We start from the raw sequence: 25,290 nt of genomic DNA, 5'->3' as shown, positions 1-25,290 counted from the left end.
CTGACACACCAATATTGAACGTGAATCCTGGCTGCATGCCAGCTTGCATTGATGGTTGATTGGCTGAACTACGCCATTCTGGGCCTTGGGACGGGGGCAATTTACGCGCTTGCTGCCCAAGGAGTGGTGCTGATCTATCGCGGCTCGGGAACAATCAATTTTGCACATGGTGCCATGGCCATGCTCGGTGCCGCCATATTTATCGAGTTGCGCGAAAATGGCGAACTGCCGGATCTTCTGGCAGCGTTGATAGGAATTGGCGCTACGGCGGCAATTGGCTGGTTGGTCGATATCGCGATCATGCGACATATCCGCCAATCCTCTCCACTGGCACGCATGGTTGCAACCTTGGGCGTCCTCGGTGTGGTCGAGGGAATAGTCATTATTCGTTATGGATCGAGCCTGCGATTTGTGGAACCTATTTTGCCGATTTCCAACCTCGATCTTCCCGGCGGCATTGCTTTGGGGTTGGACCGTTTGTTGCTGCTGGTGATTGCTATGGCAGTAACGGGGCTGCTATGGGTTATGTATCGGCATACAGAGTTCGGACGGCAAACAACGGCTGTCGCGGAGGACCCGGTTGCCGCAGCCACATTTGGAATTTCCGCAGAACTCATCTCCGGTCTGAATTGGGCTTTGGGTGGAGCCATGGCTGGATTGGCAGGCATTTTGCTGGTTCCGCTGACAGGGTTCATGCCATCGGTGTTCGTTTTGATGATCATTCCAATATTGGCATCAGCGCTTGTGGGCGGACTTTCTTCCTTCCCGGTCTGTTTAGCAGGTGGCATCGCCATTGGAGTCGGCCAATCGCTAATCGCGGGGGCGGCCGGCGGGCCCGGCGCTGCGACAGCCATCCCGCTACTAGCCATCGTTGTGGTGTTAGTACTTCGAGGGCACACGCTGCCCTTGCGTGACTTCGCGACAGACCGTTTGCCAAGTGTTGGAATGCCCCGTGCACCCACAGGGTTCATTGCGGTCACGTTTATAGTTGTTTCGGTGATAATTTTCATCGGTTCAGAGGACATTGTCAACGGAGTTACCGGTAGCCTGATTGCTGCGTGTATCATGCTATCGATTGTTTTGCTTGTAGGATATGCAGGGCAGATATCACTGGGCCAATACGCTTTTGCAGGACTTGGCGCATTTATTTCTGGACGGCTTGCTGACCTTTACGGCATCCCGTTCCCAATGGCATTGCTCGCAGGCGTTCTGTTGACCGTTCCTCTGGGACTTCTGTTTGCGCTACCGGCGCTTAGAATACGCGGTATAAATCTTGCGATTGTTACTATGGGTCTGGGCGTGGCGCTAAATGCTTTGATTTTTCAAAACAAGGATTTGACCGGCGGGTTTGAAGGGACCGTGATCGACCCGCCGTCATTGTTCGGGCTGGAGCTTGACTCGATCCTTTATCCGGAACGCTACGCTTTGCTCTGTCTGGTGGTCTTTTTGCTGCTGGCGCTGGTTGTGGCCAATATAAGACGCGGGACGAGCGGACGGCGTATGCTAGCTGTGCGTGCCAATGAGAAGGCAGCAGTTGCGCTAGGGGTCAATGTAACCGGAGTAAAACTATACGCCTTTGCAGTGGCCTCAGCACTAGCAGCCGTTTCGGGAGTTCTGGCGACATTTCGTTATCCCAATGTCCGCTACGATATTGGCTATAGCATGTTCGATTCCATACCGGCTGTACTGATGACCTATATGGGCGGAATAGGATATGTCGCGGGCGCAATGATTGGCGGAATGTTGGCTATCGGCGGGATTATCGATGATCTTTTCGGGACATTTTTCGATCTGCGCGAATGGCTTGGTTTGATTATTGGTGCTGCGGCAATTCTAACCGTCATATCTCTTCCTCAAGGCCTGGCGCCAAGTTTTTTGCGATGGAGCCAGGTCCTAAAAATACCGGTACAATCGATACCAGAATCAATTCGGCATTCGCCGTCCGCGGGCAAAGATAGTGCGCCGCCCGTTCAAGTTCCTCCGTTGGAACTCGATGTGAACAAGGTCAGCGTGCGCTTCGGAGGGTTGATCGCCGTGGATGATGTATCATTTACCGCCCGTCCCGGTGAAGTCCTGGGACTGATCGGACCCAACGGAGCGGGAAAGACAACCCTGCTCGACGCAATAACCGGTTTTACGCCGTGCGATGGTGGTGAGATATTTTTGGACGGTCAGGATCTCAGTAAAACCAGAGCAATCCAAAGAGCGCGTAGCGGGCTTGGCCGGGTATTTCAAAATCTGGAACTGTTCGAGGATCTCAGTGTCGCAGACAATATCAAAATAGGGCATGATCCGTGTTCCGTGAATCCTTACTGGCGAGATCCGGTTCATCCCCATAGCCCCCCATTGTCACATCCCGCGAGAAGAATCCTCGAGCTATTCCAACTGGACAGTAAGCTTGAGATGCTACCGACAGAACTGAGTTATGGCGAACGGCATTTGCTGGCGATTGCGCGTACAGTGGCTTCAGAGCCATCAGTTGTTCTGCTTGATGAACCTGGAGCTGGTTTATCAATCGATGAGCGAACCAAACTCGCCGCCCTGATCCGAAGGCTGGCGGATGAATGGCAGATGACAGTCATACTGGTTGAGCATGACATGAATCTGGTAATGAAGACCTGTGATCGCCTCGTTGTTCTGGATTTCGGAAGGAAGATTGCTGAAGGATCACCACGTGATGTCAGCGGCGAGCCAGCCGTGGTCGAAGCCTATTTGGGGCGGCCTTTCGAAGCGGATGAAACTTCATGATGGAGACACTAGTTGAAACTCATAACCTTAGCGCCGGTTATCAAGGTCAGGCGGTTATCGCAAATTTGAATCTGAATGTTAAAAAGGGAGAGATTGTCGCCCTTCTCGGAACCAACGGCGTAGGCAAGACAACAACGCTAATGACGTTAGCGGGTACATTGCCGCCTGTGGACGGTGAGGTTAGTCTGTTCGGGATTGAGACAAAAAGACCGCTTTATCGCCGCGTGCGTGAAGGGTTAGGATTTATTTCTGACAGAAGGTCACTGATCCGAAAATTAAGTGTCCGGGACAATTTACGCTTGCAAGGAGGATCGGTTGAGGCAGCGTTGTCCATTTTTCCAGAACTAGCAGATCATCTGGGGAGGCCTGCAGGATTGCTGTCCGGCGGCCAGCAGCAGATGCTGACAGTTGCACGTTGTCTTGCTTCGCAGCCGCATTTGCTGCTGGTCGATGAATTGTCGCTTGGGCTTGCGCCGTTAATAGTCAAGCGTCTCTTAGCAACACTGAGAAGCGCGGCAGACAATGGTTTGGGTGTGCTGCTGGTCGAACAGCATGTTTCTCAGGCGCTTTCTATCAGTGATCGGGGTTACGTCCTTGGCCGCGGTAAGGTGCAGCTTGAAGGCAGTGCTCGCGAACTTCGCCAACAGGGAACCGATATAGAAGCCGCCTATCTCCAAGGCGAAACCCTGAGAGAAAAGACAATAAAATGAGGATCATATGATGAGAATGAAGCGATATTTTTCCGGTATCATGGCCGGACTGATACTGTTCACCGCAGGGTGTTCAAAAAGCGGTGAACAAAAAAACGGCGGTGATGGAATAAAGCTGATGTTCATCGGGCAGATAACCGACACTGCCAACACCACGCCGCGCCCAGAAGCGTTGGCCGGTGTACGTGCTGCGATTGCAAGTATCAACGCGTCAGGGGGCATCCGGGGGAAAAGGCTTAACCTGATCATTTGTGATGATCGCGGTGATGCCAATCAAGCCACTAAGTGCGCAAGAAAAGCCGTACGCGAAAACGTCGCTGCAACCGTGGGCAATAATTCAAACTTCGGCAGTGCAATCCTTGCCGTACTTGAGCGAGGAAATGTAGCGAGCATCGGGCATTTACCGATTACACAAAGTGATTTTTCAAGCCCGGTTGCCTTTCCGCTACAGGCAGGTTCTGCCGGGATGATCGCAGGCGCTGCGAGATTGCTGGCTAGTCAGGACGCAAAGCAAGTTGGTCTGGCTGCTGTCGACAGTCCGGCGGGCTCTCTCAACGAAAAATTTGCCAATGCCGGAGTAAAAGGAACCGAAACCAAAGTCGGAGAGCTCACTCTCGTTCCGCTCGACGCACCAGATTATGCCGGTTACGTAAAAAAGGTAACAAGCAGCGGCGATGCTGTTCTCTTGGGAATGAATTCCGATCAGGCGGGAAGATTTTTGCAGGCCATGTATGAGGCTGGTGCAAAGCAGCCCGTAGCTGTCACGGTTGGCGCGTTACCGCCCGATCTGATAGCGCGTCTGGGTCCTGCAGCGGAAGGTCGCTTCATCACCGCGCCGCTGCGTCCGATTGAGGCGGGCGGCAAATCCAATGACCAATACCTGGCCGATCTGGCAGCTCATCAACCCAATACGAATCGCAATGTTTTTTCCCAGGGAGGTTGGCTTGCTGTGCAGGCATTTGCGGCGGCGATGACCACAAAGCAGGTCGAGGATTTCAGTCCTCAAAATGTGCTGGCGGCCATGAATTCGCTGGAAGGACTTGTAGTCGGGGATATGATCCCATCGCTGACGACGACCAAAAAACTCGATCCACCCTACAACCGCCTGTTTATCAACAAGGTTATGTTTGCCAGGGTCGTCAACGGGAAAATCGAGCTGCTAAACAACGATTGGCACCCGACGCTTGCGCAATAAATATATCGCTATTTGATGGGGCGTTCTCCGACGATTGAAAGGCCATAGCCTTCCAGGGCAACCATCGTTTGGTGTGTATTGGTCAATAGGATCATGTCACGAACGCCCAGTTCCGCCAAAATTTGAGCGCCGCCGCCATAATCGCGGCGTTCCGATGAGGATTCTGTAGGATCCAGCTCGCTGCCCCTTTGACCGAGTTTCATGGCGCGCGATACATAGTCTGGAACCGGCCGGTTGATCAGAACCACGACGCCGGCCCCTTCTTCATCTATAATCTTCATTGATTTTTCGATCACACTGCCCTTTTCGTTATCTTCCCCAAAAACATCGGGAAATATCGAAAGCAGGTGCATACGGACCAAAGTGGATTTGGACGGATCTATATGCCCCTTTACAAGCGCAAGTGTCTCTTCTTTTGTCGCCTTGTTATAAAATCCTACCGCTTTCCATGAGCCTCCCCAGCGGCTTTTAAAGTCTCGTGTCCCTCTACGTTCGATAAGGTGATCATTCTCACGGCGATAGGCAATTAGATCGCGGATCGTTCCAATTTTCAGTCCATGTTCGCGTGCAAATCCAACCAGATCATCTAATCGGGCCATTGTCCCATCATCATTCATGATCTCGCAAATGACGCCGGAAGGATTGAGTCCTGCTAGCCGAGCAATATCGACTGAAGCTTCGGTATGACCTGCTCTCACCAGTACGCCGCCATCTCGGGCGAGAAGCGGAAAAATATGACCGGGCGTAACAATATCATCGGCACCTTTCGAACCATCGATCGCAACCGAGACGGTTCGGGCGCGATCAGCTGCGCTTATTCCTGTTGTCACACCTTCCCGCGCTTCGATAGAAGTAGTGAAAGCTGTTTCATAGCGCGTACCGTTGGCACGGCTCATCAATTCAAGTCCAAGCTTCTCAATCCGTTCGCGGCCCAATGTCAGGCAAATCAATCCACGACCATGTGTTGCCATAAAGTTAACTGCCTGGGGTGTCGCCATTTGTGCCGGAATGACCAGATCACCTTCATTCTCTCGATCCTCATCATCGACCAATATGAACATGCCTCCGTTGCGCGCTTCGTCGATAATCTCCTCAACGGAAACAATTACGGGGGAGCCGTCATGGGTAGAGAGGAAGCGTTCCAGTTTGGACAATGTTTCCGATGTAGGATTCCAAGTCGAATCCATACATCCCCTTAGCGAATTTGCATGCAATCCCGCCGCGCGCGCCAGCGCAGTTCGTGACATTTCATCTTTTGAGATTATAGCGCGAACGCGCTCAATAGTGGATTTAGCCATAGGATCCCCATAGCACATTTTAATGTGACTACAACATTACGATGTCGTTGGTAGTCAAAGCCAGCGAACAAAGGCTATCGACACTGCATTAATGGGCCTATTTAGTATTGGAACAGAATTTTTATGGTCATCTGCGGCAGCTGGCCTCCTGGACTAGGATGCCGATGATATGAATGCGACATGCTCCTGATGGTGCACTAGCGAGATCTTTTAGTCGATTAGGATTTGAAAAATTATTGTTCCTGGTTAGTTGTTAGGTACCAAATATCCCAACTGTCCTGCTTTGGATATCGCCTGACCGCGGTTGACGCAATCTAGACGTTCGACAGCACATTTGATGTGCCGTCTGATCGTTGCGGGACTTAGAGACATTATTATAGCGGTTTCTTTATCGGTTTTTCCATGTGCGGCCCACTGCAAACAGGAAACTTGTCGTTTTGTGAGTTCACAGTTAATTGGAAGCCTGTGATTCCGGCGCATTACAGATACATATCCAGCAACAAATTTTCTCGTAATTGTCGCCAAGCTTTCGCCATATGCTTGATAGGTTTGAGTAAGTTTTGTCCAATCTTCGTTTATTGGAGAATAGATTGCGAGCGCGATTTGCCCAAACGGCAAATGAACTGGAATTAGAATCGCTGTTTCAGGGTGCTTATAGGTTGAATGCGAAGAATGGAATGTCGGTTTGATGCTCTTCAAATAGTCATTATCCCAGTTTGTATAGAATCCATTGGAATCATACCACATTGGTTCGCTCTCACAGCGACATGCGCGTGCGAGAGGTGAAGTTAAGGCAAGTCCCCGTTCGTCCCACCACTGCTCGTCTTTGCCAGTCCAGTTGAATATTTCCCGATTGATATTCAGGCCGTTAGCATCGACGAGAGGCGAATTGGAAGCGATGTTGGCGATGACATCCACTCGCATGGCGCAAGATCGCGCAAAATCGGAAAGGGCAAGCGCTGCAGAAACAACGTCTGATTTAGATCGAATGGTAACTCTCTTGACAGCCTCCAGGAAACTCACCCGTTTTATTTCGTTGTCACCGAATGAGCATGTCAATTCCATCAAATGTTCTCCGAAAGGGTTCAGACAATCAGCTGCTTAGTGCAGAAAACCGAAAAAAAAAGCGGCGATGCTTTTGATTGAAAACATGCAACATAGCGGCTCCAATTCCATGTCAAAGAAGGCGTTGCTGGCAACAATCAACAAGCCAATCAATGAATGATCGAATTCTGGGATATTGAGAAATATCCTGATGCACAGCGATCCAAAAATTGCGCTTGATTGTTTTTTCAGGGAACAGTCTGATCAACTTTTCTTCCCTTGACGCCATAAAGAGGGGAAGGATTCCAGGACCCATTCCATTCTTGATCATCTCAATCTGAGCAACAATACTCGATGAACGGCACAATTGTTGTCCAGCCAAATCGAATTCTGACAAATAGTCGAGTTCGGGAGCGTATAATAGTTCCGGAATATAGCTAATCAGTCTCTGGTCATCGAGAGATTTCAGATCCTGTGGTTGTCCATGTTCTATGACCCATGATTTGGAAGCAAATAAGCCCAAATGGTAATCGCTGAGCTTTCTTGATTTCAGCGGCCCTTTTCTCGGTAAAGCGAGCAGAACGGCTATGTCTGCCTCTTTACGAGACGGACTAAGAAACCCACTATTGGCGATTAAATCGACAGAAACATTCGGGTGTTTTTGAAGGTACTCATCTATGTAACGAGTGATGAAAAATGACCCGAACCCCTCACTAACACTCAATCGAATTGTTCCTGAGATATCTGCTTTGCTTTGAGCTTGTTGGGCGCAAGCTGCTGCATGCTCTTCCATGGCCAATACGTCCGGCAATATTTTTCTGCCAAATGGTGATAAAATTTGGCCTTCTCTGGTTGTTTCAAACAATGGCATACCGAGTTTCTGTTCCAATCTCCGAAGATGTCTGCCTGCAGTTGTTGGATCCATATGCAGCACTTTTGCTGCGCCTTTTAAACTCCCAGCGCGAGCAATCTCTGTGAATATTTGCAGGTCATTCCAATTCATACAACTGCAATAATGCAGGTTATGAATGCATGTCCAGCCATTGATGTCGCAATAGTATGCTGCTCAAACTGAAAAAAAGAGACAAAAGGAGTCTTTCAATGCGCAATGTTACTCATGTTCTGGCTGATGGCGGAATCAGTTCAGGCGGTCGCCAGAGCGATATTTTTGATCCCAATAATGGCGGAATTCAGGGCAAGGTTGATCTTGGCGATGCTGCGACATTGCAAACTGCCGTTGATGCGGCTTTGGCAGCGCAACCGGCTTGGGCGGCGACCAACCCGCAAAAACGGGCGCGGGTTTTCTTCAAGTTCAAGGAACTGGTCGAAGCCAATATGGATGAACTGGCGCATATGCTGTCATCCGAACATGGCAAGGTGATTGCGGACTCCAAAGGTGATGTGCAGCGCGGGTTGGAAGTGATCGAATTTTGCTGCGGTATTCCGCATGCGCTCAAGGGTGAATATACGCAGGGTGCTGGCCCGGGCATCGATGTCTATTCGATGCGCCAGCCGCTCGGCATTGGGGCGGGCATCACGCCGTTCAATTTTCCGGCGATGATCCCGATGTGGATGTTTGGCCCAGCGATTGCGACCGGCAATGCGTTTATCCTGAAGCCTTCGGAGCGCGATCCGTCTGTACCGGTGCGTTTGACGGAATTGATGCTGGAAGCGGGTCTGCCCGAAGGTATCCTCCAATGCGTGCATGGTGACAAGGAGATGGTCGATGCAATCCTCGATCATCCGGCCATTGGCGGCGTGAGCTTCGTGGGATCATCGGATATCGCCCATTATGTGTATCGGCAGGGTGTGGCGGCCGGAAAACGCGTACAGGCCATGGGCGGCGCCAAGAATCATGGCATCGTCATGCCCGACGCAGATCTTGATCAGGTGGTGAACGACCTGTCTGGTGCAGCCTTCGGTTCTGCGGGCGAACGCTGTATGGCACTACCGGTAGTGGTGCCCGTGGGCAATGACACCGCCGACAAGCTGCGTGAAAAGCTGATTCCGGCCATTGATGCGCTACGCGTCGGCATTTCGACCGACGAAGAGGCGCATTATGGCCCGGTAGTGAACCCTGCACACAAGGAACGCGTCGAGGGATGGATCCAGAAGGGCGTTGATGAAGGCGCAGAGCTGGTTGTCGATGGCCGCGGTTTCACGTTGCAGGGCCATGAAGAGGGTTGTTTCATCGGGCCGTCGCTTTTCGACAAGGTCACGACGGACATGGAAAGCTACAAGGAAGAGATTTTCGGGCCTGTGCTGCAAATCGTCCGCGCCAAAACCTTTGACGAGGCGGTCTCGCTGCCCAGCCAGCATCAATATGGAAACGGCGTCGCGATCTTCACCCGCAACGGCCACGCGGCCCGCGAATTTGCCAATCGGGTCAATGTCGGCATGGTTGGTATCAATGTGCCAATCCCTGTTCCCTTGGCCTATCACACCTTTGGTGGCTGGAAGCGCAGCGCTTTTGGCGACACCAATCAGCACGGCATGGAAGGCGTGAAGTTCTGGACCAAGGTCAAGACGGTCACCGCGCGTTGGCCCGATGGGACTGCCGATGGCGGCAACAAGGACGCGTTTGTTATTCCGACTATGAGCTAAGCGATGCCACTTGTTCCTTAAGATGCGTGAGTTAATGGTCTGGGTCAGGAAGGTTCGCGGAAAGGCCAAATAGGCCATCGATTGGCAGCAATTCAGTAGAAAACGAAGAGCATCGTGTTTTTGGATCAATCTGCCAATTCGCATGCGAAGGAGTTGAGTCATTGAACTATGATGTTGTAATTGTCGGCGCGGGCCATGCCGGTGCACAAGCAGCCATTTCACTTCGTCAACAAAAGTTCGAAGGTTCAATTGCCATTATTGGAGATGAACCAGAATTTCCTTATGAGAGACCTCCCCTATCCAAAGAATATTTTGCCGGAGAAAAACCATTTGAGCGGATCATGATCCGACCAGAAATATTCTGGCAAGAGCGTGATGTCGTAATGTTGCTGTCGACACGCATCGTTTCAGTAAATCCACAGAACAGAACTGTACGGACAAATAGTGGCAGCGAGATCGGCTATTCCAACTTGATATGGGCAGCCGGTGCAAGTCCACGAAAACTTTCATTGCCTGGATTTACTCTGGAAGGAATTCATTATCTGAGAAATCGAAGCGATGTCGACCCAATGATTGAGAACATGGACGCGGTACAAGATATCATAGTTGTGGGTGGAGGATATATTGGATTGGAAGCAGCTGCAGTTTTGCGAAAAATCGGGAAAAAGGTTACCGTGCTTGAGGCGCTTGACAGGGTTTTAGCACGTGTCGCTGGCGAACCACTATCAAGGTTTTACGAATCAGAACATCGTTCGCAGGGCGTTAAGATACTGCTTGGTCAAAACATTTTAGAAGCGTTTGGCGAAGATAAGCACGTAACTGGAGTGCGCTTACTGGATGGACATGAAGAACCCGCGCAAATGGTGATTGTTGGCATAGGTGTTGAACCAGCGGTACAACCGCTAATTGATGCAGGCGCAGAAGGAAGCAATGGAGTATATGTTGACGAATATTGTCGCACATCCCTTGTTGATACATACGCGATAGGTGACTGTGCAGCACACTCGAATGCTTATGCTGGCAACGAGGAAATTCGGCTCGAATCCGTACAAAATGCGAACGATCAAGCCAAAACTGCGGCATCGGCAATTTGCGGCAACCCCCTGCCCTATGATGCAGTGCCTTGGTTTTGGTCCAATCAGTACGATCTTAAGCTTCAGACCGTTGGTCTTTTCGCTAAGCATGATGACTTTGTCATCCGTGGTGAAATGTCCGCGCGAAGTTTCTCGGTTGTTTATATGCGTGAAGGGCGGGTAACAGCACTAGACTGTGTAAATTCCGTTCGGGATTGCGTCCAAGGCAAGGCACTGATCGAAAGCCGGAAAATTGTTTCGCGTGACCAGCTAAAGTCTGCATCTGCGCTAAAAGACCTGTTGAAATGAGCAGCAATCGGGTCGTGAACAAACCTGATATGTTGCTACTCCGGAATTTTTCTGCTGCAGGTCACGGCGTTTATTATGGTTACAGATTAAGCTTCTATCTTGAAGCAACGGAAGATGTTTGAGAAGCAATCCATTGGTCAATGTCGCTCTCCAGCCATCTGGCGGCATAACCACCAATTGAGTGGGATTTTGGAAACTTGCCTTGATCCATCCAGCGATAAATCGTCGATCGCCCCAATCCAACCCGGTGCTGAACATCTCTAAGCCGCAAAAAACGCGCTCCGGAAAAACCTGATACTTCCTGCGATTCAGATTGAGACATCACCAGCCGGACTAAGGCACTGGAACTACAAACTGAAGTAAATCAAATCCAGATGCAGATGAAGAGTTCACCATTCCTCATCCAACAACTCGACTGCTTTCCTTCTATGAGACGGGGCAAGATGGGCATAACGCAGGGTCATCTCATAGCTACTATGACCAAGCAATTCGCGGATAGCATTCAAGTCAACGCCAGCCATCGCTAGCCGAGATGCGAAGTGATGGCGCATATCATGCCATCTAAATTTGCTAATCCCGGCAGACTTCAACAATTGGGTCCATGATTTTTTGACATTGTCAAACCTGGCGCCGTCACTATTTTGAAAAACGCGACCAGAATTTCGTCGTTTCTTCAGACCGCAAAACACATCCTCACAGGTGACATTCATAGGAATATGACGAGTCTTTCGTGATTTTGCTGTCTCTGCCGTTACCGTTATTATCTTGGCCTCAAAATCGATATTGTCCCAACACAAATCAAATAGCTCACCACGTCGCATACCGGTGTGCAGCGAAATGAGCACCATGGGCTTTAGGTGATCGGTAAAGCTCTTCTTTCTTAGATCTGGGAGGATTGGGTAGCATCTTTCGCGTCGCCAGTTATTTGCACTATCGCGTTCACATCGGCGGCGCTCTTCGCGATCTTCCAAGGCTCGCAGGAGTGAGGAATGCTCCCATGAAGACAAATATCGTACTTTTGGTGAACCGTCTTCACGAGCTTTCTTCACTCGCGCAATCGGATTGTGTTCAAGAACCTCAAAATCTACTGCGCGATTAAAGACAGCCTTAATCGATGCGATATCGCGATTGATTGTGCTCGTTTTGTTACCGATTGCAATCCGCGCCGCGCGCCATCGCTCGAGATCGACGACTCCAATGTCAGCGAGCTTTTTCTTGAGAAGCGGCTTAAAAGCATATTTGATACGATGAAGATTTTTTTCGTGGCATTTTTGATGTGCTTCAGCCCACGGTGTGAAGAATATTTCAATAAACTCCTTCAACGAAATTGCGCTTTGCTTACTCTTTTTTTCTTCAATCGGATCAATGCCGGAATGATATTGCGCCATTATCTTTTTAGCTTGATCTCGTGCTTGACCGACGGGCATTGAATCAACGCGTCCAAGGCGCCACCGTTTTCCACGATCATATTCGCAGTAGAATGATTTTATACCCGATGGTTGTATTCTGACGAGAAAACCATTCAGGCGCGTATCTCTGATCTCATAGGGTCTTTTTGCCAATTTGGCACGATCTATAACTGTCTGTGTAAGTGCAGATTGCACAGCCGATTCCTTTCTATCTCAACAAATGCACCATTTCTGTAAGTGCAATGTAAGTGCAAAATGATGAAATCTGCCGGGATGAATGAGTACAAAACGGGAACACTAAAATCAAGCTATCTTTTTGATTTTATTATATTTATAGTCCCAAAACGTACCAAATCATCCCGGCAAATATCATGCAATTATCGGCTGGGGGTGTGGGGGTCGGAGGTTCGAATCCTCTCGTCCCGACCAATTATTCGAATTATTTAGCGCCGCTCATCAAACCATTGGCGCAGCAGCGCAGCCTGACAGCCGGACCAGCCATTTGTCCCAACAACCGAACAGCTATTGGGTCGAGCGGGCCGGGCGGCCTCTTCATGAGAGGCGACGACCGAGGACCAGCTCTGTTCGCCGCCGCTTTCCTCTTCCGTTTGCCGCAAATCCTTGGGGATACGGTAACGCTCTGATTCCGGCCGGTTGGCGCACACGACAATTTCATCTGCTTGCGCTTCGGGACACTCGTCATCGCCAAATGTAACCAGAACGGAGAACCGCTCCGGCGTATCCACCGGATTTGAATCCGCGGCAAGGGCAGCGGTGTTCCACGACAGGCCTACGAATAGAGCGAGACCGGCTTTCGAAATATGCGCAAGGGACATAATATTACCTTTCAGCCTCTCGGCTTGTAAACGACTGTCCCAGTGAAAGACCCAAATGTGATAATATTATGGATGTTGCGGCAGGCTGAATGAGCCGGAACATTCGATCACAGCTGCAATTGGTCATTCCCCTTCCAGTTTCCGCCACGCCAGATCGGCAAATTCGCACAATAATGGCCGGGTTTCGCGCGGATCGATAATGTCCTCCACGCTAAATTGTTCCGCCGTCCGGAAAGGTGATGTTACCAGATTGAGCTTTGCCTTGATCTCCTCCAGTCGCGCGGCGGGATCTTCGGCGGCCTCTATATCCGCCTTATAGGCGACCTCCAGCCCGCCCGCGATAGGAAGCGAACCCCAATCTCCGCTCGGCCAGGCAAAGCGATACTGGAAATTCTCGGCATTGGACATGGCGCTTCCGGCGATACCATAGGCGCGCCGCACGATGATGCTGGCCCACGGCACAGTGGCTTTATAGACCGCATTCATCGCCTGCACACCGTAACGGATCGTACCCGTGCGTTCGGCATCTTCGCCGATCATGAAGCCGGGATTGTCAACCAGATGGACGACCGGCAGCCGAAACTGGTCCGCCAGTTTCGCAAAACGCTCGACCTTTTCAGATGACTTGGCTTCCCAGCTACCGCCCAGAAAACTGGGATCATTGGCCAGTACCGCAACCGGATAGCCATCCAGCCGTGCAAAGGCGGTAATAGCGGCCCTGCCCCAGCGCTTGCCCATCTCGAACACTGTGCCTTTGTCAAAGACCGAGTCCATGATCCTGCGCATCGAGTAGACCTCTTTTTCTCCGCGCGGAACGGCCGACAGCAGCGTTTCGTCACGGCGGCCAGCCGGATCTCCTGTGACAACGCGCGTGGCGCGCTGGTTAATATTGCTGGGCAGGTAAGAGAGAAATTTGCGCGCGGTGGCAAAGGCCTCGGCCTCGCTGCCAACCTCTTCATCGACCACGCCGTTGCGCGCGTGAATTTCACTGCCGCCCAGTTCTTCCTTGGTCAGCGTATCGCCAATGGCCGCCGCAACGGCCGGGCCGGCGGCAAAAATCTGCGAGAGCCCCCGCACCATGATCGAATAGTGGCTGGCCACGGTTCGCGCAGCGCCCATGCCCGCTGTTGGACCCAGCGCCAGCGCCACCACCGGCACGGTTTCCTGATTCTTGATAATATCTTCCCAGCCGGGCACTGCAGGCACATAGGTAAAGCCCATATCCTCCAGGCTCTTGACCGAACCGCCGCCGCCGGTGCCGTCAATCATGCGGATCATCGGAATGCCCAGTGTATGGGCCATTTTTTCGCATTGGGTAAATTTGCGGTGCAGCGCCGCATCCGCTGCGCCGCCACGAACGGTAAAGTCATCGGCGCTGGCGACCACCGGACGGCCTTCGATATTCGCGCGGCCAAAGATCAGGTTGCTGGGTGCAAAATCTTCAAACTCGGCTTTCTCATTATAGGTCCCGCGCCCCGCAATCTTGCCGATCTCGCGAAAACTGCCCTCATCGACAATTCCGGCAATGCGCGCGCGCGCATCCAGTTTGCCCCGCCCATGCTGGCGCGCGACTTTTTCATCGCCGCCCATTTTTTCCGCCAGCCGCTGCCGCTCGCGCAGCTCTTCAATTTCCGGTTTCCATGTCATGCGATATTTAGTTCCCTGGGCTGCCAATATGGGTCACATGAACGGACCCTTTTCTTTTCTGTGACTTTAGGCACAAGATATTGAAAAATATATGATTCTATTTGCCTGAACGACCCGACAGTGTGACCTTTACAGGGCCTGCCCTCCTCGAAATGGGAAATGCTCATATTCATCATGCTGTCTGCATAGCGCGGCCATGCGATGTAGGACAGAGGCTTTTGCAGCATGATGCGGTACCGTGTTTTGGCATTTGGAATTGATTCTCTTCTGTTTCGTACACCCTCACGGTACGGGCAAAGAGCGTTTACATCAGCCGTATTGGTGATATAACTCACTAAAACAATTGACGGGAGAGAGGATATGCGGAAATTCCTGACAGCGGTGACGGGCTTATGCGCGCTGGCGCTGGCCACGCCGGCAGCGGCCGAAGAGGTGGCTAAAGCGACAGGACCCGAAATTCCAATCTGGGAAATTTCGTTCAGTCCAGAAGGCTTGTCCGGTCCGGGCGGCGACATTTTGCGCGCCGAGATCGAGAAGGCGCAATTTGTCGCACTGGGTGAAGATCACGGTTTTGCGGATGCCCCTGACCTGGGCAGGGGTCTGGCAGCCGAGATGAAGAAACACGGCCGTACCTATCATGCCGTCGAAATCGGTCCCTGGTCCAACAAGGCCGTGCAGCAGGCGCTGCGGACCGATGGCGTCACGGGTGTCGCCACTCTGGTCGCGGGCAAGCCAATTGCCCTGCCCTTCGTCAGCAACCGTGAAGATGCGCTGCTCGCCAATGATTTTGCCGAACCCGAAGGCACGGTGGATCTATGGGGTATTGATCAGGAATTTATCGGCGCGCCAACAATCATTCTGGAGGAGCTAAAGGCCATCGCCCCCAATGCCGCAGCCAGAAAAGCCGTGGACGAATTGCTACAGAAAGATATCGCGGCCGTTGCCGCCGCCGATCAGGGGAATCTGCTGATGCTATCGGCCCCGCCGGCGACCTTTGCCAAGCTGCGCGATCAATTTGCCGGTGTTGAACAAGCCGAAGCGATGATCGACGCGCTGGCCGAAAGCGCGGTCATCTATGGGCATAATAATGAAAAACGCTATTTCGCCAATAATGCCGATCGTATCGCCCTGATCCACCGGCTGTTTCTGGAGCAATATCATGCCGCCGAAGAGGACGCGCCGCGGGTATTGCTGAAAATGGGTGCCTATCATCTGGGCCGCGGGACGACGCCGACCAAGATGTTCGATATCGGATCGCTGCTCCCCGGACTGGCAGCCGCCAACAAGATGCAATCGCTGCACATCGCGTTCAGCGGTCTTGGCGGTGAACAACTGACCATGCGGCCCTCGCCAGAAGGCTATACGCAAGTCAAAGCGGTGGACGACAAGATCATCACGCCAATCCTTGAAGCGGCACAGATAGACAGCGCCCGGATCGGCGATACCGGCCATTATCTCATCCCGCTCGAACCCATGCGGCGCCGGTTGGAAAGCAAAGGCATTAATGACCTATCGACATTCGGGAAATTTGTGGTGCTGGGCTTTGACTATATTGTCACGACAAAGGCAGCCAAGGCGGCGACACCGATGGGTGAGTAGCTAACGCCTATTCCTCATCCCCGTAGATCGCCACGCTCATTGCCCCGTCGCTGGTCGCACGGCCGCGGTACATGCCAGGGGTGTTGAAACTATAGCCCGCCTGGCCCCATGGTGTGGCGAATATGATCCCGCCGGTGCCGCCAATTTCACCAAGTTCCGCGATGACTTCATCGGCAATTTTCTGCACCTCTGCTTCCTCAAGACCAAATTCGCTGGCGTGGATATAATATTCAGGCACGCCGTCTTTGTCCGTGGGTACAGTCGCCTGCACTTCATCGCGCGCGGCCAGAAAGCGGCTCCAGATGCGGCTGCAAATTTCATGAGCGACGCCGAGCCGGATGAAATATTCGCCCGCGCCCGTGGCTGATATCGCGCAGCTGCGGTTGCGCGCATAGGTGCCCGCACCGATAACCGGACTGTCGCCAATCCGGCCCCAGCGCTTGCCGGTCATGCCGCCGGTGCTGGTTCCCGCCGCCATATTGCCTTTGCTGTCCATCGCAACCGCGCCGACTGTGCCGAATTTATAATCGACATCCGCGGCGCTGACTTCCTTGGCCAGCATATCCTCAATCTGTTCGAGACGACGCGGCGTGGCGTAATAATCGGGCGTTGCCTGTTCCAATCCCTGTTCGCGGCTGAACTGGTCGGCCCCTTTGCCGGACAGCATCACATGCGGGCTATTGTCCTTGACCGCACGGGCGAGCAGGATCGGGTTTTTTGTCGCCGTGACGCCGGCCACAGCACCAGCGGAAAGGTCGCTGCCATCCATGATGCTGGCGTCGAGCTCGTTGGTTTTATCCCATGTATATACAGCGCCCTTGCCCGCGTTGAAATTGGGATCATTCTCCAGCAGGATGATCGTGGCCGTGATCGCCTCCATCGCGCTGCCGCCCGCTTTCAGGATTTTGGACCCTTCAGTCAGAGCCGCTTCAAGAGCAGCGCGGATTTCCGCGTCCTTCTCCGGCGTAATCTTCTCACGTTCCAGCGTGCCCGCGCCGCCGTGAATGGCGATCGACCAGCTATCGTCTTCAAAAGGCTGCGCGCTGGCGCTGCTACCAAATGCCAGTGCGGCAAACGTTAAAGCGGATAGGATGGACGAGAATTTGAACATGAAGCAGCTCCTTTTGACCAAGACGTAACGCGCTATCGGAACACTAGCAAGGTCATAGCAACTTGCGCTCAAAGCCGATCCACCTACCAGGGAATTTCGCGGCCACTATAGTCCTTGAAGCTACCTGTCTGCGCGTGATCGGTCTGGTCGATCACCTGCCGCATGCCGCTCACGCTTTCCTCCGGCGTCAGGTCGGCATTTTCGCCGCCCATATCGGTCTGGACCCAGCCGGGATGCATCATGGTGAGCGTCAGGCCTTCATCTTTCCACTGGTTCGACAGGGATTTCCACGCCTGATTCACCGCTGCCTTGCTGGTGCGATAATACATCATGTCACCGCTTTCATTTTCAGCAATGCTGCCGACCTGACTGGAAATCACGACCATTTTCTTGCCATCCGACTTGGCGACATTGTCTTTCAGCGCATTGGCCAATTTGACCGGCGCCACCACATTGACGTTGAGCAGCTGCAGCCAGCCATCCCGATCAAACTCCTGCGGCCCGTATATGCCCGCGTTGTTGATGTAGAGATCAATCGGCTGATCACCAATTTCGCTGGTAAAATTCGCAACGCTGGCATCGTCCGCTGCGTCCAATTGCATCGTCTTCGCATTGGGAATCGCGTTCAGCTCTTCCGCTTTATCCGGTTCCCGCGCCGTGCCGATGACATCCCAGCCATTGTCCGCATATTGCTTGGCCATTTCCAGCCCGATGCCGCGATTGGCGCCTGTGATTAATACGGTTCCCATGATGATTTCCTTTCCAATATTGTGATTATTTCAGATGAAGACGCAATCGCCCCTCGCACCCGCGGTATGAAAACGCTATATAGCCTATAACGAGCAATAGTGTGACAGGTTCCCATCATGACAGCCGATAATCCTTCCTTGCGTCCATGGCGCGACATAGAGCGCCGCAAGAGCCGCCAGATCATGGTGGGTGACGTGCCGGTGGGCGGCGATGCACCGATTACCGTACAGACCATGACCAACACGCTGACCAGCGATCCCAAGGCGACGATTGACCAGATCCGTCGCTGTGAAGAGGCGGGCGTCGATATCATTCGTGTGTCCTGTCCCGATGTCGAGAGCACGGCCGCGCTGAAACAGATCGTCCGCGCCAGCCGTGTGCCCATCGTGGCGGATATTCACTTCCATTATAAGCGCGGGATTGAAGCGGCAGAAGCGGGTGCCGCCTGCCTGCGGATCAATCCCGGCAACATCGGCAGCGCCGCGCGGGTGAAGGAAGTGGTCGACGCGGCCAAGGCCAATGGCTGCGCTATCCGTATCGGCGTGAATGCGGGGAGCCTCGAAAAAGACCTGCTCGAAAAATATGGCGAGCCCTGTCCAGAGGCACTGGTCGAAAGCGCGCTCGATCACATCAAGATTTTGCAGGACCATGATTTCCACGAGTTCAAGGTCGCGGTCAAAGCGTCAGACGTGTTCCTGGCGGTGGCAGCCTATTCGCAGCTGGCCGATGCGGTGGATTGTCCGCTGCATCTCGGCATTACCGAGGCTGGCGGCCTGATCGGCGGCACAGTGAAAAGCTCGATCGGCATGGGCAACCTGCTGTGGGCCGGCATTGGCGACACGATCCGGGTCAGCCTGTCCGCCGAACCGGAAGAGGAAGTCCGCGTCGGCTACGAGATGCTGAAAGCCCTTGGCCTGCGCACCCGCGGCGTCCGCGTCGTGAGCTGCCCAAGCTGCGCGCGGCAGGGCTTTGACGTGATCCGCACGGTGCAGACGCTGGAAGAACGCCTGCAGCATATCCGCACGCCCTTGTCGCTCTCGGTTCTCGGCTGCGTCGTCAACGGTCCTGGTGAAGCGCGTGAAACCGATATCGGCATTACCGGCGGCGGCGCGGGCAAACATATGGTCTATCTCTCCGGCGTGACCGACCACCATGTGTCGGATGGCGATATGGTCGATCATATCGTGAAGCTGGTCGAAGCCAAGGCGGCGGAGATTGAAGCGGCGACAGAACAGGTCGAAGCGGCGGAATAAAACAGGGAAATAGAAGCGGGGGCTTATTAGAACGAAAGTCTCAGATATATGACGAATACGCTTTTCGGATTTGCCAAAATTACACCAAAAACCGAACATTATGACGATGCGCGCGATGCAATCCTGGATATCGTGAAAGAAACGCGCACCGAGCCAGGTTGCATCGAATTTACCGTGCTGGCGGACGCAGATCAGGGTCATCTTTTCCTGTTCGAGGAATGGCAGGATGAAGCCGCTCTAAAAGAACATCATGGCAAGCCTTATACCAAGGCGGTGATGGACAATTATGACCATTGGCTGGCCGAACCCTTGCGGTTCGAAACCATGACCAAGCTCCGATAGCTGGCTAACCACCTTTTTGGCTGAGCGGTTCGGCCTCTGCATTCAGCCAGTTCATTATCGCAAACAGATGGTCTGGTTCTGAATCGTTGACGACCTGCCCTGCCAGGTCTGCCAATGAGATCGCGGCCAGACTCTCCCGAAACGCTTTTTCTGCCGCGGCAAAGGCTGCTGCAATCTGGCAGGGTCGTTTGCAGTCGCTGCGTTTCAATCCACATGGGCCATTTTGGCGAATCTCGGTGCACCTAAATGCCGGCCCCTTGCCATCAACCGCCGCGGTGATATCCCATAAACTTATCTCATCCGCCGGTTTGGCAAGGCGATAACCGCCATGCGCGCCGCGCGACGTTTGCGTGATCCCCGCCTTGCTCAACGCTTGCAACTGTTTTGCCATATAGGCCGCAGGAACACCATGATAGCGCGCCAGTGCTTCCGCCTTCAAACCACGACCGGGGGGAAGACCGTTCAGCAACGCGGCGGCGTGCGCCGCCCATTCAACACCTTTGGAAATCTGCATTGTCTACCTGTTTTCTTGCCATATTCCGATATTTCATATCCGAATAACATAGTGGCAGCAGTTTCCCGAGACCAGATTGACAAAATATTTAATTCGGATATTTATTGTCTGAATTAAAAGACTCAGAAGGGAATTTGTGATGCAAACCGGAAAACCCGACTTTCTCGACAGGCTGGCACAGCTGCTGGTCCTCGCCGTTGGCATAGGCGCACTGTTTTTTGGGATGTTCATGATCATCAGTCCGCTTGACTGGTATACCGCGATCCCCACCGTCATCACCACCGGTCCGCCGAACAAGCATTTCATTCGCGACATCGGGATTGCCTATGCGGCCTGCGGAATCATCCTGCTCTATGCGGGGGCCAGTTTGCACATGCGCTGGCTCGGCGCGCTGGCCGGGGCCTTGTGGCTTTCCCTGCATGGCGTCCTCCATATCTACGAGGTGGCTGTGGGCATCTGTTCCCCGGATATTTTCTGGGCGGACGCCCCGGGCGTGCTCGGCCCGCCGCTATTGGTATTGATCGCGCTCGCCATCCTGTTCTTTCGGCAGCGCATCGTGCCAGCGGGCGTCCCCGACCGTCTCTTTCTGGCAATGGTTGACCGGATGTCACCCGGCGAAAGCGCCTATGTGCATGAGGTGGCTAGCGCGCCCGGGCATATGTTGGAAAAGTTCAAGCATTTCATGCCCGCCAGCAATCACCGTTATGAAGCCAGTGCAGGCCTGTTGTCCGCCACGCGGATTGGCGCCGTGCTGGTCGAGGATTGCGGCCCCTGCGCAATTACCGCTGCGCACGGCGCATTGGCGGAAGGATTGCCTAAAGATGAGGTCAACGACATGCTGTCCGGCAATCTGTCCGGCGACAATAAGCTGGCTTTTGATTTCGGTCAGGCCATTGCCCGGCAATCTGCGGAGGCGGACGAACTGGGGCAGCGCATCGAACAGCAATTCGGGCGCGGCGTCCGGCGGGAACTTGCCATGGCTGCGGCGATGGTCAGGGCCTATCCCGCCATGAAGCGCGGTCTTGGCCTCACCACCGCCTGTTCCCTCACCCCGCTGGAAGTTTGATTGCCCTCTTGCTTTTTAGTCCCTAAGAAATCGGATAATCCAGCGAAGGGACTCTATGTATGGCGCAGGCCGAAACGGATTATCTGATTATCGGCAGCGGTGCTGTCGGCATGGCCTTTGCCGATACGTTGCTGGAAGAAAGCGATGCGCATATCACCATTGTCGACCGGCATGGCAAACCGGGCGGTCACTGGAATGACGCTTATCCGTTCGTGTCCTTGCACCAGCCGTCGGCCTTTTACGGGGTGAACTCGACCCAATTGGGCAGCGGAGAAATCGATACGACCGGCCTCAACAAGGGCTATTATGAGCTGGCCACCGGCGCCGAGGTGAACAGCTATTTCGAGAAAGTCATGCACCAAAGATTTCTGCCCAGCGGACGGGTGAGCTATCATCCGATGTCTGACTATCTGGGAGACGGGAAATTTGTGTCCCTGCTGTCGGGCAAGGAAACCGAGATCAATATCCGCAAGAAAACGGTAGATGCGACCTATTATGGCACCACGGTGCCATCGACCCACACGCCAAAATTCGAAGTGAAGGATGGCGTAAAGATGATCCCGCCCAATGACCTGCCAAAATTGTGGCAAGGCACTGGACCAAGGCCCAAGAAATTCGTCATCCTCGGCGCGGGCAAGACCGCGATGGATGTCGGTGTCTGGTTACTGCGTTCCGGCGCCGATGCGGATGACATCGTCTGGGTCTGTCCGCGCGATAGCTGGTTGCTCAACCGGAACAACACCCAGCCCGGTCAGGAATTTTTTCACCAGACCATTGGTGGTCAAAGGGATTTGATGGCGGCGCTGGCAGCGGCGGAAACAGCGGACGACCTGTTCCTGAAGCTCGAAGCGTGCGGCGTAATGCTGCGCATCGATCCTGAGGCCAAGCCGAGCATGTTCCACTATGCCACCATCTCGCAGGGTGAAGTCGATATCTTGCGACAGATTAAAAATGTTGTTCGCATGGGCCATGTCGAGACTATCGATCAGGGCGGCATGCGCCTGAAAGACGGCGACTATCCGATGCCTGCGGAGACGCTTTATATTGATTGCACCGCCACTGCTGTCGAACGTCGCCCGGTGGTGCCGCAATTTCAGGAAGGCCTGATCACATTGCAGATGATCCGCGTACCGCAACCGGCTTTCAGCGCCGCGCTCAGTGCTTTTCTCGAAGTCACCTATGATGATGACGAGACCAAAAACCGCCTGGGTCAACCGATCCCCCTGCCCGATGGCATTGACACATATCCCGCCGCGACCATGGTCAATATGATGAACCAGTTTCAATGGTCTCAGGACAAGGTCATCAACAAATGGATTGCCCAGAGTAGGCTTGACGGTTTCGGCAAGATGATTTTCGGTGTGTCCCCCGATGATGAAGAAAAAATGGCGATATTGGGCGAGTTCCGTACCAATGCCATGGCCGCTATGGGGAACCTGCCGAAACTGATAGCGCAGGCGGGTGCATAAGATGCTGAAGCATTTTTTCTTTGCTGTGGGACTATCGCTAGCGGCGCCCGGTCTTGCAGCGCCGCAAACTGATGCGGCTGCAGAGCATCCCGAGGCCACACCATATGAAAAGGACGCGAAGGCATCGAAAGACGTCGATGCCGCTTTGGCCCGCGCCGTGGCGACGGACAAGCGTGTGCTGCTCGTAATGGGTGCCAACTGGTGCCATGACAGCCGCGGGCTCGCCGGGTGGTTTGAACAGCCGCGCTTTGCGGCGATGCTGAAAACCAAATATGAAGTCGTTTATGTCGATGTCGGCTACCGGGATCGCAATATCGACATTGCCCAGCGATTTGGCATTAAAAAGATCAAGGGCACCCCAACCGTGCTTGTCCTGTCCCCGCGCGGCGCTTTGCTCAATCCCGAATCTGCTCCGACCTGGCGGAACGCTGCCAGCCGCGATGAAGAAGAAATCTTCTCTTATTTTGATCAGTTTACGCCGGAACTATGATAGTGGATCCGAGATAAATGGGAAAACAGGTGCCGCGCGCTTTGATCTATATTGTGACTGTTATCGGGCTGATCCTATTGGCCCTCATATTCATGCCGCTGAAACTTGCTGTCAGCATGGCGGGCCTGGAAGGTTCGAAATTCTCTGCGCGGGAAATCAGCGGCAGCATCTGGAATGGCCGTATCGAACAGGCGCAACTGGGCGCCTTTGCGCTGGGTGATCTGGATGCGGGCGTGCAATTTTTCCCCTTGCTGACTGGCAAGATAAAACTGGATCTGGAACGCCCTGCCACCACCGGAGATACCGGTTTCACCGCTACGATCGGAAAACAGGGCGCTGCGCTGCTGGTGGAAGATGCCACGACGGTCTTGCGCGTCGGAGAGACACTCGCACCCCTGCCCGCATCCGATATCGCGCTGGATAATATCAGCGTCGCCTTCGCCGGTGGCCGTTGCCAGTCTGCCAGCGGCAAGGTTCGCCTTTCGCTCGACGCCAATATCCCGGGGCTTGATCTCAAACAAGGACTGCTCGGCAATGCCCTTTGCGAAGACGGCGTGCTGGTTCTGCCGCTGACCAGCGGATCGGGCATGGAAGAATTGACGATGAAGCTGGAGGGCAATGGCTTTTATACCGCGCGCTTATTCCTGAACGGAAATGACCGAGCCTGGACGCTGCTGCTGCCCACATTGGGATTTCGAAAAGTACCCAGCGGCTATGCGATAAAAGTGGCCGGTCAGCTGGGGCAAAAGAGGTAGAAAATGAACAAAGCCGTGAAATTCTCGATACTTGACCTGTCGCCGGTTCCGCAGGGCGCGGACGTCAAAACCGCATTGGACCGCTCGCTCGCGCTGGCGCAACACGGGGAATCCCTTGGCTTTGAAAGGTTCTGGATGGCGGAGCATCATGGCATGGCCGGAATCGCGAGTGCGGCGACTTCGGTTGCGCTGGCTCATGTCGGGTCGGGCACAAAAACCATCCGCATCGGTGCGGGCGGGATCATGCTGCCCAATCATGCGCCGATGGTAATTGCCGAGCAATTCGGAACGCTGGAAGCGCTCTTTCCCGGCAGGGTTGATCTTGGCCTTGGCCGTGCGCCGGGTTCCGACCAGCGAGTAGCGCAGGCCATGCGGCGCAACCTGAACACCGACCCCAACCAGTTTCCGCGCGATGTTCTGGAGCTGCAGGCCTTGTTGGAAGGCGACGAGGCGCTTGGCATTCAGGCTACACCCGGTGCCGGTTCGAAAATCCCGCTATATATATTGGGTAGCAGCCTATTCGGCGCGCAGCTCGCCGCCGCCCTCGGCCTGCCCTATGCCTTTGCCTCGCATTTCGCGCCGCAAGCCCTTGATGAAGCGCTGGCCATTTACCGCCGCGATTTCAAACCGTCGGCGCAATTGTCAGAGCCATATGCCATGTGCGGTTTCAACATATTTGCTGCTGACACGGATGATGAAGCCGAACATCTCGCCACCTCGATGATGCAGAGCTTTGTCGCCCTGCGTACCGGCAATCCCGGAAAACTGCCGCCACCGGTTGAAGGCTATCGTGAAAGCCTGCCGCCGCAAGCACAATCCATGCTCGCTCAGATCATGCAGGGCAGCGCCGTAGGGGCGCCCGATGCCGTGCTGAGCAGCGTCCGCGCCTTTCTCGACCGCACGCAGGCGAATGAGCTAATCGTCTGCGGCTCGATCTTCGATCAGACTGCGCGCGAAAAATCCTATGGTCTGGCTGCCGAAGTCCGCGACCTGATTGCGGCATAGGGCCGTTTCCAATGCCGTTCGTCCTGAGCCTGTCGAAGGACATCTCAAGACCATAGATGCACT

At 53.7% G+C, this 25,290-nt stretch carries 23 protein-coding genes; 13 read left to right on the top strand and 10 right to left on the bottom strand.

The genetic code is table 11. From position 1 onward, the window contains the following. The first annotated feature begins 51 nt into the window (after positions 1-51). From ACO6S1_RS10850 to ACO6S1_RS10840, 3 genes are read left to right on the top strand one after another with little or no spacing between them, the layout of a single operon-like run. Positions 52-2,748: an ABC transporter permease subunit gene (locus ACO6S1_RS10850; protein ID WP_422342714.1), complete on the top strand. Its 2,697-nt coding sequence runs from the start codon at positions 52-54 to the stop codon at positions 2,746-2,748. Continuing rightward, on the top strand, positions 2,745-3,458 hold the full coding sequence (locus ACO6S1_RS10845) for an ABC transporter ATP-binding protein (RefSeq protein WP_422342713.1): 714 nt from the start codon (positions 2,745-2,747) through the stop codon (positions 3,456-3,458). Before ACO6S1_RS10850 ends, ACO6S1_RS10845 begins: the two co-directional genes overlap by 4 nt. Positions 3,459-3,474: 16 nt before the next feature. Continuing rightward, on the top strand, positions 3,475-4,653 hold the full coding sequence (locus ACO6S1_RS10840) for an ABC transporter substrate-binding protein (protein ID WP_422342712.1): 1,179 nt from the start codon (positions 3,475-3,477) through the stop codon (positions 4,651-4,653). Positions 4,654-4,661: 8 nt separating this feature from the next. Here ACO6S1_RS10840 and ribB read toward each other — a convergent pair whose 3' ends face one another. The 3 genes from ribB to ACO6S1_RS10825 form a co-directional block, all read right to left on the bottom strand. Further along, positions 4,662-5,951 (bottom strand): 3,4-dihydroxy-2-butanone-4-phosphate synthase, encoded by a 1,290-nt coding sequence (gene ribB / locus ACO6S1_RS10835; RefSeq protein ID WP_422342711.1) that lies wholly within the window; start codon positions 5,949-5,951, stop codon positions 4,662-4,664. Positions 5,952-6,197: 246 nt separating this feature from the next. Next, positions 6,198-7,016, bottom strand: coding sequence for a helix-turn-helix transcriptional regulator (locus ACO6S1_RS10830; protein WP_422346178.1), 819 nt, complete (start codon positions 7,014-7,016; stop codon positions 6,198-6,200). Positions 7,017-7,128: 112 nt separating this feature from the next. Beyond that, on the bottom strand, positions 7,129-7,998 hold the full coding sequence (locus ACO6S1_RS10825; protein WP_422342710.1) for a LysR family transcriptional regulator: 870 nt from the start codon (positions 7,996-7,998) through the stop codon (positions 7,129-7,131). A 98-nt stretch (positions 7,999-8,096) separates the two neighbouring features. Here ACO6S1_RS10825 and ACO6S1_RS10820 point away from each other — a divergent pair, with 98 nt between their 5' ends. Next, positions 8,097-9,599: a CoA-acylating methylmalonate-semialdehyde dehydrogenase gene (locus ACO6S1_RS10820; RefSeq protein WP_422342709.1), complete on the top strand. Its 1,503-nt coding sequence runs from the start codon at positions 8,097-8,099 to the stop codon at positions 9,597-9,599. A gap of 161 nt (positions 9,600-9,760) precedes the next feature. After that, on the top strand, positions 9,761-10,981 hold the full coding sequence (locus ACO6S1_RS10815; RefSeq protein WP_422342708.1) for an NAD(P)/FAD-dependent oxidoreductase: 1,221 nt from the start codon (positions 9,761-9,763) through the stop codon (positions 10,979-10,981). Positions 10,982-11,075: 94 nt separating this feature from the next. Here ACO6S1_RS10815 and ACO6S1_RS10810 read toward each other — a convergent pair whose 3' ends face one another. The 4 genes from ACO6S1_RS10810 to ACO6S1_RS10795 form a co-directional block, all read right to left on the bottom strand. After that, positions 11,076-11,303 (bottom strand): helix-turn-helix transcriptional regulator, encoded by a 228-nt coding sequence (locus tag ACO6S1_RS10810; protein WP_422342707.1) that lies wholly within the window; start codon positions 11,301-11,303, stop codon positions 11,076-11,078. A gap of 67 nt (positions 11,304-11,370) precedes the next feature. Further along, on the bottom strand, positions 11,371-12,585 hold the full coding sequence (locus ACO6S1_RS10805) for a phage integrase (protein WP_422342706.1): 1,215 nt from the start codon (positions 12,583-12,585) through the stop codon (positions 11,371-11,373). Between the two features lie 248 nt (positions 12,586-12,833). After that, the gene (locus tag ACO6S1_RS10800) at positions 12,834-13,226 is read right to left on the bottom strand and encodes a hypothetical protein (RefSeq protein ID WP_422342705.1); all 393 of its coding nucleotides are present in this window, start codon (positions 13,224-13,226) and stop codon (positions 12,834-12,836) included. 123 nt (positions 13,227-13,349) lie between these two features. Next, positions 13,350-14,873, bottom strand: a complete 1,524-nt coding sequence (locus ACO6S1_RS10795; protein WP_422342704.1) for an acyl-CoA carboxylase subunit beta — start codon at positions 14,871-14,873, stop codon at positions 13,350-13,352. A gap of 360 nt (positions 14,874-15,233) precedes the next feature. On the opposite strand from ACO6S1_RS10795, the gene ACO6S1_RS10790 reads away from it, so the two are divergent. Then, on the top strand, positions 15,234-16,472 hold the full coding sequence (locus ACO6S1_RS10790) for a hypothetical protein (RefSeq protein ID WP_422342703.1): 1,239 nt from the start codon (positions 15,234-15,236) through the stop codon (positions 16,470-16,472). 7 nt (positions 16,473-16,479) lie between these two features. Here the strand turns inward: ACO6S1_RS10790 and ACO6S1_RS10785 are convergent, their stop codons facing one another. After that, positions 16,480-17,583: an isoaspartyl peptidase/L-asparaginase family protein gene (locus ACO6S1_RS10785; protein ID WP_422342702.1), complete on the bottom strand. Its 1,104-nt coding sequence runs from the start codon at positions 17,581-17,583 to the stop codon at positions 16,480-16,482. 83 nt (positions 17,584-17,666) lie between these two features. Next, positions 17,667-18,332 (bottom strand): SDR family oxidoreductase, encoded by a 666-nt coding sequence (locus ACO6S1_RS10780; RefSeq protein ID WP_422342701.1) that lies wholly within the window; start codon positions 18,330-18,332, stop codon positions 17,667-17,669. Between the two features lie 117 nt (positions 18,333-18,449). On the opposite strand from ACO6S1_RS10780, the gene ispG reads away from it, so the two are divergent. Both ispG and ACO6S1_RS10770 read left to right on the top strand, forming a co-directional pair. After that, positions 18,450-19,586 carry a flavodoxin-dependent (E)-4-hydroxy-3-methylbut-2-enyl-diphosphate synthase gene (ispG, locus tag ACO6S1_RS10775; RefSeq protein WP_207987639.1) on the top strand — a complete coding sequence of 379 codons (1,137 nt, stop codon included), beginning with the start codon at positions 18,450-18,452 and terminating at the stop codon, positions 19,584-19,586. Between the two features lie 48 nt (positions 19,587-19,634). Beyond that, positions 19,635-19,928: a putative quinol monooxygenase gene (locus tag ACO6S1_RS10770; RefSeq protein ID WP_422342700.1), complete on the top strand. Its 294-nt coding sequence runs from the start codon at positions 19,635-19,637 to the stop codon at positions 19,926-19,928. A 4-nt stretch (positions 19,929-19,932) separates the two neighbouring features. Here ACO6S1_RS10770 and ACO6S1_RS10765 read toward each other — a convergent pair whose 3' ends face one another. Beyond that, positions 19,933-20,442, bottom strand: a complete 510-nt coding sequence (locus tag ACO6S1_RS10765) for an RrF2 family transcriptional regulator (RefSeq protein ID WP_422342699.1) — start codon at positions 20,440-20,442, stop codon at positions 19,933-19,935. A gap of 139 nt (positions 20,443-20,581) precedes the next feature. Here ACO6S1_RS10765 and ACO6S1_RS10760 point away from each other — a divergent pair, with 139 nt between their 5' ends. Genes ACO6S1_RS10760 through ACO6S1_RS10740 form a run of 5 tightly spaced genes read left to right on the top strand, consistent with a single transcriptional unit; the run spans position 20,582 to position 25,227 of the window. Beyond that, on the top strand, positions 20,582-21,508 hold the full coding sequence (locus ACO6S1_RS10760) for a hypothetical protein (protein ID WP_422342698.1): 927 nt from the start codon (positions 20,582-20,584) through the stop codon (positions 21,506-21,508). Positions 21,509-21,567: 59 nt separating this feature from the next. Next, positions 21,568-22,977, top strand: coding sequence for an NAD(P)-binding protein (locus tag ACO6S1_RS10755; RefSeq protein ID WP_422342697.1), 1,410 nt, complete (start codon positions 21,568-21,570; stop codon positions 22,975-22,977). Position 22,978: 1 nt separating this feature from the next. Continuing rightward, the gene (locus ACO6S1_RS10750; RefSeq protein ID WP_422342696.1) at positions 22,979-23,467 is read left to right on the top strand and encodes a thioredoxin family protein; all 489 of its coding nucleotides are present in this window, start codon (positions 22,979-22,981) and stop codon (positions 23,465-23,467) included. A 17-nt stretch (positions 23,468-23,484) separates the two neighbouring features. Continuing rightward, entirely contained in the window at positions 23,485-24,222 is a 738-nt protein-coding gene (gene gspN, locus ACO6S1_RS10745) for a type II secretion system protein N (RefSeq protein ID WP_422342695.1), read from the top strand. Between the two features lie 3 nt (positions 24,223-24,225). Beyond that, positions 24,226-25,227 (top strand): LLM class flavin-dependent oxidoreductase, encoded by a 1,002-nt coding sequence (locus tag ACO6S1_RS10740; RefSeq protein ID WP_422342694.1) that lies wholly within the window; start codon positions 24,226-24,228, stop codon positions 25,225-25,227. The last annotated feature ends 63 nt before the right edge of the window (positions 25,228-25,290 follow it).

This window comes from Parasphingorhabdus sp. (assembly GCF_965233695.1).
Lineage (GTDB): Bacteria > Pseudomonadota > Alphaproteobacteria > Sphingomonadales > Sphingomonadaceae > Parasphingorhabdus.
This window is presented reverse-complemented; position numbering and strand designations above follow the sequence as displayed.